This window comes from Roseburia sp. OM02-15 (genome assembly GCF_003481835.1).
Taxonomy (GTDB): domain Bacteria; phylum Bacillota; class Clostridia; order Lachnospirales; family Lachnospiraceae; genus Eubacterium_I; species Eubacterium_I ramulus_A.
Genome location: NZ_QULX01000007.1, coordinates 156,113 through 168,871 on the forward strand (window position 1 = coordinate 156,113; position 12,759 = coordinate 168,871).

Genomic DNA, 12,759 nt, shown 5'->3' on the forward strand with positions numbered 1-12,759 from the left:
TGACAGAAAAAATTAAATTGACGGTTGATATTTAACTTAAGTTGATTATAATATACAAGAGTTAAAAATGCAACATGTGTTGTCAAAGACACGGATGTCGTGTAAGAAACATATGTTATAAAACAGACACATTTTTACAATTGTAGAAAGTAGTAGGTGTCTGTTTGGAAAAATTGTTTATATAAGAAACAAACTATTTAACCAAATGAAGTTATATGATAGTTATTTGGTTGTGAACAAGTAGCGATGGCGGATTGTGAATATCTGCCTGACGGATGGCTAAGGGAATAGGAAAGGAGAGCATATCGTGGCAAGTTTATCACATACTATGCAGAGAAAAGCGTTCAGTGCAGCAATTGACGTTGCTTTAAAAAGACTGAACAAAGACAGAGAAAAAGGATTACTTCAGATCATCGATCTGGCTCAGAGATTCATGGGCGACAACTTCAAACCGGAAGCATATGAAGGTGCAAAAAAAATCGTTCAGAATCCGGATCACAAATGGATGAAATTCGTAAACACAATGCTTGACGAGTTAGATCCGAACGTAGCAAAAATGACAGCATTAAACCTTGGTTTTGAGGCTGCTTTCTATGGTACAAAAACAATCCGTAAAATGCGTGAGGTTCACCACTGCAATATTCCGTGGCTGATCCTGATGGACCCGACAAGTGCATGTAACTTAAGATGTACAGGATGCTGGGCAGCAGAGTACGGTTACAAGCTGAACCTTACATACGATGAGTTAGACGACATTGTAACACAGGGTAAAGAGCTTGGTATCTACTTCTACATGTTCACAGGTGGAGAACCGCTGGTTCGTAAAGCAGATATCCTGAAACTTTGTAAAAAACATCATGATGTAGCATTCCACAGCTTCACAAACGGAACACTGATCGACGAAGAGTTCTGTAAAGAAGTTCAGAAATTAGGAAACCTTTCCTTCTCTCTGAGTCTGGAAGGATTTGAGGAAGCAAACGATGGCCGTCGTGGTCAGGGTATTTTCCAGAAAGTTCTGGGCGCTATGGATCTGATGAAACAGTATGGTCTGTTCTTCGGAACATCTGTATGTTATACAAGAAAGAACATGGATGCCGTTACATCTGATGAGTTCTTCGATCTGCTGATCGAGCACGGATGCCGTTACTCCTGGTACTTCCACTATATGCCAGTCGGAAACGAAGCTGATGTAGAACTGATGCCGACTATGGAGCAGCGAGAGTACATCTACAAACGTATCCGTGAGGTTCGTGCATTCGAAGGTGGAAAACCGATTATGCTCATGGACTTCCAGAACGATGGTGAGTTTGTAGGCGGATGTATCGCCGGTGGACGTAACTACTTCCATATCAACGCAAACGGAGATGCTGAGCCATGTGTTTTCATTCACTACTCAGGAGCAAACATCCGTGAGAACACATTACTTGAGTGTCTGAAACAGCCGTTATTCATGGCATACAGAGACAACCAGCCGTTCAACGACAACATGCTTCGTCCGTGTCCGATGCTTGAGAACCCGGAGAAACTGCAGGAGATGGTTCGTGAGACCGGTGCAAAATCTACTGATTTACAGTCTCCGGAGAGCGCAGAGCACCTTTGCGAGAAATGTGAGCCGTACGCAGCTGAGTGGAAAGAGCATGCTGACAAGATCTGGGCAGAGCATCCATTCGTAAAGAAAGGCTACAAGAACTACAAGAGTGAGATCGAAGGAACTGATGCAAACTAAGGACAGACAACAGGAGGAATTGAAAGATGGACGTAAAACACGCTGCAGCAAGAAAGTCATTTGAACTGGCTTTCTCAGGAGTTTATAAATACATCAACAAAAATAAAGAAGAAAATTTAGTAAAACTGATGAACCTGGCAAACAAGATCGCAGGTAAGAACTTCCCACAGTATTTCTGGGATAATGCAAACGAAGTTCTGTCTGATCCGGAGCAGAAATGGACACAGATGATTTACGATGCTTTAGAGAGACTTCATCCAAACATCGTAAAACAGCACGTATTAAACATGGGATTTGAAGCTGGTCTGACAGGTTTCAAAAAAGTAAAAGAGAACCGTGAAAAATACGGATGTAACGTGCCGTGGGTTATCCTGATGGACCCGACCAGTGCATGTAACCTGAAATGTACAGGATGCTGGGCTGCTGAGTATGGTCATCAGCTTCAGTTAAGCAATGAAGAGCTTGACAGAATTATCACAGAAGCAAAAGAGCTTGGTATCCACTTCTTCGTATTAACAGGTGGTGAGCCGATGGTTCGTAAGAAAGATATCCTGATGCTTGCTGAGAAACATAACGACTGTGCATTCCATATCTTCACAAACGGAACACTGATCGATGAGGAGCTTTGTAAAGAAGTTCAGAGACTTGGTAACTTATCCTTCGCTCTGTCTGTAGAGGGATATGCAGAGACAAACGATGACCGTCGTGGACAGGGTGTATTCGAGAAAGTTATGCACGCTATGGATCTGATGAAAGAGCATGGTCTGTTATTCGGTACATCTATCTGTTACACAAGCAAAAACTATAAAGTAGTTACATCTGATGAATTCCTTCAGATGTTGGTAGACAAAGGAGCAATCCTTTCCTGGTTCTTCCATTACATGCCAGTTGGAAAAGACGCAAGTACAGATCTGCTTCTGACACCGGAACAGCGTGAGTACATGGTTAACCGTGTTCGTTTCGTACGTAGCAGAAAATGCCCGATCAAACTCTTCACACTGGATTTCCAGAACGATGCTGAGTTCGTAGGCGGATGTATCGCTGGTGGTAAGAACTACTTACATATCAACCCGAACGGTGATGTAGAGCCATGTGTATTCATTCACTACTCCAACATCAACATCAAAGAGCATTCCCTGCTTGAGTGCTTACAGCAGCCGCTGTTCATGCAGTATCATGACAATATGCCGTTCAATGACAACCAGCTTCGTCCATGCCCGATGCTTGAGAATCCGGAGATGATCAAGAAGATGGTAGAGGCTTCCGGAGCTCATTCTACAGATATGCAGGCAGAAGAGCCGGTTGACAGCCTGATTGCAAAAACAATTCCATACGCAGAGAACTGGAAACCAGTTGCTGACAGATTATGGAAAGAGCGTCAGGATGAAGTCGCTGAGGCAAGAAAAGAGCGTTTTGAGAAATACGGTGAGTAATTCTTAAAGATTGCTTTAAAAACGAATATAGAGAAGGTACAGTGCTTCTGAGAGGCATTGTACCTTCTCTTTTTATACATAAAAAAGCCCAGCCCCGAAGGACTGAGCTTTTTAATCTTTGCTTTAAATTGCTTTTTAGCCTAACAGCAGTAAGCTGAATACCAGTGTGAACAGCGCTACTGTCTCAACGATACCAACTACGATGAAGTAGTTCGCGGTACCTTTACCGGTTGCGCCAAGAGCGTCTGCAGCAGCAGCAGCACATTTACCCTGGAATAATCCGGAAAGTCCGATTGCAAGTCCGCCAAAGAGTCCAACGCCAAGTGCCAGACCAGCGTCTGCGCCACCTGCTACTGCGGATTTGATAAAGTTCATAAGAAGGAATCCATAAATTGTCTGTGTCAGCGGTGCACCGGAGAATGCGATCATAATGAACGGTGCTGCTTTACCGCTTGCGTAACACTTTTTCCAAGCTCCTACTGATGCCATTCCGGCAAATCCTGCACCAAATGCAGATCCTGCTGCTGATAAACCAAGTGCGGCTGCCATACCTATAAATGCGATATTCATAATAATTCTCCTTTTTTAATACTGTTTTATTCAAGAATGTTTTTCATTCCTGTTGCGAGATGCACATCATGCAATCCATGATATCATTCTGTTGTGCATCTTTGCAAATACACTATTTTTTAATCTTTTCGTTTACTTTAAATGGTTCGTATGCAATTCCTGTCCACTCCAGACCGGCCTGACCGGAAAACTCTAATACGTTCAGTCGAACACCGTGTACAACGACGGAAAGGAAACACATGATAATGTTCAGTCCGTGTCCGATTAGTACGACCACAACGCCGAGAATGATGAGCGGTCCGTGAAAACCTGCTGCAATGCCGTTGAAACTCTGGGAAATGGCAAATCCTGCCATACCTACCGCAAACAGACGGATGTAACTCATGACGTTACCAAAGCAGCTGATCGTATTTAAGAATACGGTAAATGCATCTGCGACACCACTTTTCAGACCCTGACCAAATGTTTTGTCCGGGGACATGCCACCGAAGAGTACGACCAGGATAAATGCAACGCCTACCATGGCGAAGACTGGTACGATATTAAGCTTCTGGCCAATAACCAGATACAGGGATAACAGATACATGCCGATGACTGCTACCAGCCAGCCAAGATCTGCCACCCAACTTAAGTTCTTTTCACTCAGTTTCTTTTTGATGGAGATCAGACTTCCCAATGCCATCTGGATCGCTCCGATGGTGAAAGAGAACTTCATGATGGCGTTCTGCTGTGTTGTGGCAGATACACCGAAGTAATCCGGGTAGTTTGCAAACTGAGGAATAACCAGAGCCTTTAAGAAAGGCACATGCATTGCTTTTTCCATACCGAACCACGTACCCGTGACGGCACCCCATACGATGGTTGCAATGGAGAGAACCAGTAACAGGTAAGTTGTAGTATTAAATTTCTTTGTTTTTGCTACCAGAGCGATCGTTGTAATCAGGATCAGGCAGCCGTAACCGGCATCACCGATGATCATTGCAAAGAACAGGGTGAAAAACAGGAAAAACCAGAGGGAGATATCTGACTCCCGATATCCCGGAAGGATTCCAAGGATATCAAATACCGGCTGGATCAGTCCGGAAACTTTTCCATATTTTACTTTGGTAGGGATCTCTGTGTCATCTTCTGACACGTCATCCATGGCCCATGCCCATTTATGCTCTGTTGCCGCAGCTTTGAATTTCGGAAGATCTGCTTCCGGAAGGTATCCGGAAATCCATACAAAATCTTCATCATTTTCTGCTGTTTCACTTGCAGAAGAATAGTTTTCTGCATTTTGCGCTTTCAGCATCTGAACTTGAAAACTTGTATCATAGATGCTGGATTTTTTGAGTGTTTCCTCACATGTACCGATTTCTGTCTGACAGCTTTCAATCTGTGCTGTCAGCTCATCGATGCCTTTTTCCGGAAGGGTAAATTCTGTTGCCGGAATTGTGACCGGAAGTGCTCCCAGTACTGCAACTGTGTGCATTTTATCTATCGGTGTCAGTGCGATCATTTTGATTTCTGGATCCTGCAGTGCCATCTGGTATTCATTTTTACCAAGGCGGTAGAAGTGAAGATCATATCCATCTTCTTTTACGCGTTTCACATCTTCCGGTGAAAAATTGCCCCAAGCCTTGATTCGTTCAATCTCAGCGTTGGCAGCACTGATTTCCTGCTCCAGTGAGGCTTTTTTATCTAATGTGGCTAACACATTCTGATACATTTCCTCAAATTCGGAATCGGAGAGAACCGGTACAGGTTCTTTCTTTTTGTTCTTTTTATCCGGCGCATAGTCCGTCAGAGTGGCAGCTGTCTTGGAAAGCGTTGTAAAACGTTCTGCAACTGCACGGTCCGGACTTTTCTTTTCTGCCAGATGTAAGAGCCCTAAGGATCGAAGTCCGTCGAGCATCTCGTCTTTTCGGGAGACAGATGACACGACGCAGACCATTTTCATTTTCTCTATCATTGTGCCGCCTCCACTAATTTTTTCTTTGAAATCTTTCCGCGGACAACGGCCGCTGTCTGCTGATCTCCAAGGAAAACGCCGATCATGCGGATATTTTCCTTGGCTTCCGGAATCTTGACTTTTTCAAACAGGTTGACACGCTGGGAAGTAGAGCGTAACTCTTTTTCCAGAAGCGCTTCCTGTTTGCGCAGTGTTGATACCAGAGCATCCAGACGTGCGATCTCGCGGAGTTTTATAATAGCAGTGTCCACCCACAGAGGATAGTCGTCCACATCGTAATCGATGTCTTTGAAGGTCAGCTCCTGAAAGGCAGGAACTGTGACACCGGCGATGTTCTCATTCTTACAGATGACGGTATCCGGCTGTACTAGGTGATCTAATTTTTTGCTTTCATCGAAGATTTCATTTTCAGCAAATACTGCAACCCAGTCATCCAGGTCACCGATCATCTGAGCACGTTCGACTTCCTTCTGGTCCAGATCAGCTTTTGTTTTCGTGATGACAGCCTGCAGCTGCTGTTTTTTCAACTGCAGGGTAGGAAGATAACGCTGATACTGTTTCAGGCGGTCTTTCTGCACCTTCTGCTCATTTTTTGTAAGTTTGATAGCCATCAGCTGCTCCTTTTAGTTTAATGCTTCTTTGTTTGGCCATCTCTCCTGCAGAAGACTTGTCTTCAAACCGGTTTCGTTTGGCTCGAAGCACTCTGCAAGGATTTCCCAGCCAAGATCAAGTGCATCCTCAAGTGGAATGTTTACACTGAGGTCCATAAGTTTTGTCTCGAAAAGCTCACCGTATTTCAGAAGCTTTTCATCCCAGTCACTCATCAGGAATCCCATGGATTTCTTCTCAAGAGCTTCCTTATACTGGGAGTACAGACGGATCATACCATCCATCAGTGCACGGTGGTCATCACGGGTCTTGCCGTTTACGTTCTGTTTCAGACGGGAGAGAGAACCGAATGGCTCAATGTGTCCATTTTTCAGATAGTACTGACCTTCTGTGATATAACCGGTGTTATCCGGTACTGGGTGAGTTACGTCATCACCAGGCATTGTGGTAACACCAAGGATTGTAATAGAACCTGCACCTTCGATATCAACGGCTTTCTCATAACGGGAAGCCAGGCAGCTGTACAGATCGCCCGGATAACCTCGGTTGGAAGGTACCTGCTCCATGGTGATCGCCATCTCTTTCTGTGCATCGGCGTAGTTTGTCATATCGGTAAGCAGTACCAGAACTTTCTTTCCGTTCAAGGCAAACTGCTCTGCAACAGCAAGTGCCATATCCGGAACCAGTGTACACTCAACGGTCGGATCGGAAGCTGTGTGGATAAACATAACGGTATGGCTCATGGCGCCACCTTTTTCCAGGGTATCACGGAATGCAAGGTAATCATCATATTTTAATCCCATACCACCCAAAACGATGACATCTACTTCTGCCTGAAGTGCGATACGGGAGAGCAGTGCGTTGTATGGCTCTCCGGAGATAGAGAAGATCGGAAGTTTCTGACTCTCTACCAGTGTGTTGAACACGTCGATCATCGGGATACCGGTACGGATCATGTTTTTCGGTAAAATACGTTTTGCCGGGTTAAAGGACGGTCCACCGATCGGGATCATATTCTCAGTCAGTGCCGGACCATGATCACGCGGAACACCTGCACCGTCAAATACTCGTCCAAGCAGGTGTTCGGAGAAGGAAACCATCATTGGTCGACCAAGGAAGCGGACCGGATCGCTGGTTCCGACGCCCTGTGCACCTGCAAATACCTGAAGGGATACCAGGTCTTTATCAAGTTTTATAACAGTCGCGTAACTGTCACCTACGAGAGCAAGGTCGCCCAGACGGACATCTTTTGCTCTGACAGTAACTACGTTGCCGACAATTGATTCAATTTTTGTATATACTTTCTGCACTCTAAAATCCTCCTACTCAACAGCTTTTGATTTGTAGAATTCTGAGATTTTCTTTTCCTGTTCGTAGAATTCCGGTGATTCGAATTCTGTACCGTGCCAGTCAAGGAATTCCTGTCTCAACTGGTTGAAGAAACCTCGGATCTCGTTTTTGTCATCTAGATCATAGGATGCCATCAAAGCATCGTAAAGGATGCCGAATTCTTCACGCTGTCTGTCCGGAGAGCATGCTGCATCGATCGGATCGAAGGAGTTCTGCTGCAGATATACGGAATCGAGAAGTTCGCCCTTCTGATAAATAATGTAGTCTTCTGCGGAAGTTCCTTCCTCACCAACTACTTTCATCATCTGGTTGATCTCATTTCCTCTGTGCAGAATAGAACGGGCTTCTTCCACCCGGGCCATATCGACTACGCCGTCATATTTGGACCAGGAATCCATCGGATGGATCGCCGGGTATTTACGGGCATCGGAACGCTCTCTGGAAAGTCCGTGGAAAGCACCAACTACCTTCAGGGTTGCCTGTGTAACCGGTTCCTCGAAGTTACCACCTGCCGGTGATACGGTACCACCGATGGTAACAGATGCGATCTTGCCGTTTTTCAGTCTTACTTTACCTGCACGTTCATAGAAAGAAGCGATGGTAGACTCAAGGTAAGCCGGGAATGCCTCTTCACCAGGAATCTCTTCCAGACGTCCGGACATTTCACGCATGGCCTGTGCCCAACGGCTGGTGGAATCTGCCAGCAGAAGAACATCCAGTCCCATCTGTCTGTAATACTCAGCCAGAGTTACGGCTGTGTAGCAGGAAGCTTCTCGTGCGGCTACCGGCATGGAAGATGTGTTACAGATAATGATGGTACGTTCCATCAGGGATCTGCCTGTTTTCGGATCTTCCAGTTCCGGGAACTCTTTTAAGATCTCTACAACCTCGCCGGCACGCTCACCACATGCAGCGACGATAACGATATCGGCCTCACCGTTTTTCGCCTCCATATGCTGAAGAACTGTTTTTCCGGCTCCGAATGGTCCAGGAACACAGAAGGTTCCGCCTTTTGCTACCGGAAGGAAAGAGTCGATACAGCGAATCTGTGTTACCAGAGGTTCGTCCGGACGAAGTCTTTCATCGTAACATTTTACTGCCTGTTTGATCGGCTGGGAGATGACCATGCTTAAGTTTTTCTCCTCACCGTTGCCATTTTCAATGACACAGATGGTTGCTCTTACATGGTAAGAACCTTTTTCTTTGATTGATTTTACTTTCCAGTCATGACCTTTTAAGGTAAAAGGAACCATGATCTCATGTGTGAATAATCCTTCCGGAACGCTTCCGATGGAGTCACCTGCCTCTACGGCATCACCGACTTTTACGGATGGGGTAAATTCCCATTCTCTGTCCGGAATCGGGTCAAGGTATACACCTCGCTCAAGGAAAAATCCGCACTGCTCGGCCAGATCCGGCAACGGATTCTGCAGACCGTCAAATACCTGTGTGAGCAGACCCGGTCCAAGTTCTACGCTCATCAGTTCACCGGTAAATTCTACTGAGTCTCCGACTTTAATGCCGTTTGACATCTCGTAGATCTGCATGCTGGCTACGCCGTTGTTGATTCGGATAACCTCGCCTTTTAAGCGTTTTCCGTCAACAAGGATATAACCAACTTCATTTTTATGAACGGCACCTTCAAAGCTGACATTTGCCAGGTTGCCGTTAATACCAGTTACATATCCTGTTACTGTTTCCATTCAATTTTCTCCTGTTATCAATAGTTTTCCGTTTTATCAGCAAAGATGTGTGTTTCTTCTATAACTGATAAACGCGCTGCTGCACCTGATCAAAAAGACGTTTGAATTCTTTTTTGCCTTTTTCCTGTATAAAACAGTTCTGGCGCTCCAGCAGTTTCAATTTCACTGCATAGCCAAAGAGATATACATCGTCAAAGGTATGCAAACCTACCAGGGAATCAAGATTTTCAAATTCGTAATCCAGCAGGATCTTTTCTGCTTCCAGCGGGTTTTTGGCTGCAAGCACGGTTCCTACTACCTGAGAGAGTACGGAATCTTTATCATAGGATTTTAAATATGCCCGTCCAAGGTTCGCGCTTCTCTGCGCATTCAGTTCACTCATCAGGTTGTTATAAAAAACAGCCCAGTCTTTTAAGAGTGGTCCCTCATCAGAGGAGAGGGTGAGATTACTTAAAAATTCGTATTTTGATTCGCTTACATTTGACTGGCACATGCCAAGAAATTCTTTATAAGAAAATGGCATATCACCGTCGGTTCTCAGGTCCGGCAGGCTGGATATCAAATAATAATATGAAGCCATAAGCACCTCCTGCTAGAAATCAAGATTTCTGAAGTATGGCATCAGCATCTGCATGATCTCATCATCGGAACAGTCAAAATATCCGGAACCGTCTTTTGCTGCCAGGCGGAATCCTGCGCGGACACTTTTGGCTGGTTTGATCTCAAGTCCGTTTTTGATTTCTTCTGCAAGTTCTGCTTTCAGTGCGTCACTTACCTGTGCAACTTCTGCGGTATAATTTTCTACCCCTTCGTCTGCAATGGCTGCTTTGATCAATTTACCAAGTGCGGCATCAGAAAGACTATCTTTAACCTTTGCGGAAAGAATCTTTTCAAATTCGGCTTTCACCTCAGTTTTAAATGCAAGCATCGCATCTCTTTTTGCCTGCTCAGCACTGAGTGCAGCACTCTCTTTTAGAATACTGATTTCTTTTTCTGAAGCTTCCTGTATACTTTTTGCTTCAGATTTCGCCTCTGCCACGATGGCTTCTGCTTTTTTCTTAGCTTCTGTAATAATTGCCTCTGCCTCGGCATTTGCTGCATCAATTCCGTCTTTGCGGATGGAGGAAACTAAGTCTTGAATCTGTAATTCCATATGTTCACTTCCCTTCTTCTTTTATGCGTTGTACTAAATAAAATACAATTTAGAAAACATTATAATATACTCTTGTTCGACATGCAAGCATTATTTCCAATTGTTTAAAATTAGACAATCTTGCTAGTTATTATGCCCAAAATTGAACATAATTTACAAAGAAAATATCTTTTTTAGAAATATTAAAAAAGAAAAAGGAACATCTTTCACTTCTGAATGAAGGAAGAAGTTCCTTTTTGTATATGATTTTATACAGTATTCTCTATATATTTATGGATATATGTCTGAGCATAGGAAACAAATTTTTCGGTATAAGGATTGGCTGTTTTTGCGTTCCACATCAGGTTCAAATTGTGTGAATAGTCGGTGTCTATCGTCTTCAAGGAGTTAAATTTCAAAATCTCAGGGTAGGTATATTTGTCCAACAGCGTGACACCGACACCTGAAGTCAGCATCAAAAGCATGGAAGACGGATTTGGGACAGGAATGATCTGTTTGGGCGAGATTCCGTAATGCTGACAGACATCGGCCATGATTCTGGGAGCGGAGGGGAGTTCATCCTGTGTGATCTGATAAAAAATGTTGTTATCAAAGTCACGGATACAGATTTCATTTTTTTGCGAGAGCGGATGATTTCTGGAAATAACAAACATACATGGAGATTCGCATAGCTTTTTGACAAGGATTTCTGGCTCTGTACTGTCTAATAATAAGGAAAGTGTAAGGTCTAACCTATTTTGCTGCAGTTCTCTTGTTAAGCCGGAGAAACTGTGACTTTGTATGGAAACAATGCAGTCCGGGTTTTCTGCTGAAAAGTCCTGAAGCAGGCGGGAAAACCATGGTATGGACAGGCCTTCTAACAATCCGATGGTGAATTGATTTTCTTTTGATTTTTTTAGCTCATACATGGAGTCACACAAATCTGTGTAATCATCTTTGAGTTTCTGACAAAACTGCAGAAAAATCTGACCGTATTCGGTTAATTCTACATGATGGCGTGTCCGGTGAATCAGTGGATACCCAATCTCTTCTTCGAGTACCTGAATCTGCTGGCTGATGGCCGGCTGTGATACATATAATTTCCTTGCTGCCGCTGAAAAATTCTGACATTCAGCGATGGTTGAAAAATAATCAAGCTGACGAGATGTCATAGAAAACCTCCCTGGAACTAATCCAATCTAAAATTGATATAAAAAAATCTTATAACCAAATTGATACATAAAATTTATGTATTTCACATAAAAATTATACCATGATAATATAAAAAAAGAAACAGAGTAAATAAAAAATTATACAAAAAGGGAGAAATTATGGTTGGAGGAGTAGATGCAAAAGAATTGAGAGCACCAGTTTTTAATATTGTTCATGGATCTTTTGTTGATGGATGGGGAACACGAACCACCATTTTCTTAAAAGGCTGTCCGCTGAATTGTGTATGGTGCTGTAATCCGGAAGGGCAGAAGACCTATCCGGAGCTTCGGTTTACACAGCAGGACTGCAATGGCTGCGGGAAATGCGTGACGGTCTGTCCGAAGCAGGCAATCCACATGGATCCAGAGAAACATCTGGCAGTTGTGGACCGGAGTCAGTGCGATGACTGTCTTGCCTGCACGAAAATATGTGAGACATCGGCAATGGATGTATTTGGAAAATATTATTCTGTCAAAGAGATTTTTGACTGTATCGCGCGGGACGAACGGTATTTTGGGAGTGACGGAGGACTGACCATCGGTGGCGGAGAAGCAACGTATTTTCCGGATTTTACATTGGAATTGATCAGGATGTGTCACGACAATTATATCCATGTTGCCCTAGACACCTGTGGATTTATCGAGACAGAGAACGGAAGAAAATGTCTGGAAGAAGCGGATCTGGTGCTGTTTGACTTAAAAGGTATGGATGATGCACAGCACAGGATCAATACAGGAGTATCGAATCAGTTGATCCATAAAAATCTCAGATATCGGGATTCTTTAGGAAAAGACATTATTGTCCGGGTTCCAATCATACCCGGTTACAATGCATCGGAAGAAAATCTGAATCAGACGGCAGATTTTTTAAAAACATTAAGGTCCATCCGCCGGGTAGATCTGCTGCCGGTGCACAAATACGGAATGATCAAATACGAACAGCTTGGAATGGATTACGCGATTGCGGATGTAACGGCATATAGCAAAGAAGAGGAAGCACATTTTGTGGAATTGTTCCGAAAACGAGGGTTGAATGTGCAGATTGGTGGTTGATGAAATAAGCATTTTATA

The 12,759-nt window shown here is 43.9% G+C and carries 11 protein-coding genes; 3 read left to right on the forward strand and 8 right to left on the reverse strand.

Annotated features, from left to right (window positions below):
* Nucleotides 1-328 precede the first annotated feature (328 nt).
* Nucleotides 329-1,726: a radical SAM protein gene (locus tag DXB15_RS08970; protein ID WP_333491042.1), complete on the forward strand. Its 1,398-nt coding sequence runs from the start codon at nt 329-331 to the stop codon at nt 1,724-1,726.
* 26 nt (nt 1,727-1,752) lie between these two features.
* Nucleotides 1,753-3,159: a radical SAM protein gene (locus tag DXB15_RS08975; RefSeq protein ID WP_109216776.1), complete on the forward strand. Its 1,407-nt coding sequence runs from the start codon at nt 1,753-1,755 to the stop codon at nt 3,157-3,159.
* Nucleotides 3,160-3,294: 135 nt separating this feature from the next.
* Here the strand turns inward: DXB15_RS08975 and DXB15_RS08980 are convergent, their stop codons facing one another.
* From DXB15_RS08980 to DXB15_RS09015, 8 genes are all read right to left on the reverse strand, one after another.
* Complete coding sequence (locus DXB15_RS08980) at nt 3,295-3,729, reverse strand: V-type ATP synthase subunit K (protein ID WP_109216777.1); 435 nt, start codon at nt 3,727-3,729, stop codon at nt 3,295-3,297.
* A gap of 112 nt (nt 3,730-3,841) precedes the next feature.
* Nucleotides 3,842-5,683, reverse strand: a complete 1,842-nt coding sequence (locus DXB15_RS08985) for a V-type ATP synthase subunit I (protein ID WP_118702744.1) — start codon at nt 5,681-5,683, stop codon at nt 3,842-3,844.
* Nucleotides 5,680-6,294, reverse strand: coding sequence for a V-type ATP synthase subunit D (locus DXB15_RS08990; RefSeq protein WP_109216779.1), 615 nt, complete (start codon nt 6,292-6,294; stop codon nt 5,680-5,682). The genes DXB15_RS08985 and DXB15_RS08990 overlap by 4 nt, the downstream gene beginning before the upstream one ends.
* 12 nt (nt 6,295-6,306) lie before the next feature.
* Nucleotides 6,307-7,602: a V-type ATP synthase subunit B gene (locus tag DXB15_RS08995; RefSeq protein WP_109216780.1), complete on the reverse strand. Its 1,296-nt coding sequence runs from the start codon at nt 7,600-7,602 to the stop codon at nt 6,307-6,309.
* 12 nt (nt 7,603-7,614) lie between these two features.
* A complete protein-coding gene (locus DXB15_RS09000) occupies nt 7,615-9,345 on the reverse strand; it encodes a V-type ATP synthase subunit A (protein ID WP_118702745.1) in 1,731 nt (576 codons plus the stop codon).
* Between the two features lie 58 nt (nt 9,346-9,403).
* The gene (locus DXB15_RS09005) at nt 9,404-9,925 is read right to left on the reverse strand and encodes a DUF2764 family protein (protein WP_118702746.1); all 522 of its coding nucleotides are present in this window, start codon (nt 9,923-9,925) and stop codon (nt 9,404-9,406) included.
* 12 nt (nt 9,926-9,937) lie between these two features.
* Nucleotides 9,938-10,498, reverse strand: coding sequence for a hypothetical protein (locus DXB15_RS09010; RefSeq protein WP_109216783.1), 561 nt, complete (start codon nt 10,496-10,498; stop codon nt 9,938-9,940).
* Nucleotides 10,499-10,746: 248 nt separating this feature from the next.
* Nucleotides 10,747-11,649, reverse strand: coding sequence for a LysR family transcriptional regulator (locus DXB15_RS09015; protein ID WP_118702747.1), 903 nt, complete (start codon nt 11,647-11,649; stop codon nt 10,747-10,749).
* Between the two features lie 159 nt (nt 11,650-11,808).
* On the opposite strand from DXB15_RS09015, the gene DXB15_RS09020 reads away from it, so the two are divergent.
* Entirely contained in the window at nt 11,809-12,741 is a 933-nt protein-coding gene (locus DXB15_RS09020; RefSeq protein ID WP_118702748.1) for a glycyl-radical enzyme activating protein, read from the forward strand.
* Nucleotides 12,742-12,759 lie beyond the last annotated feature (18 nt).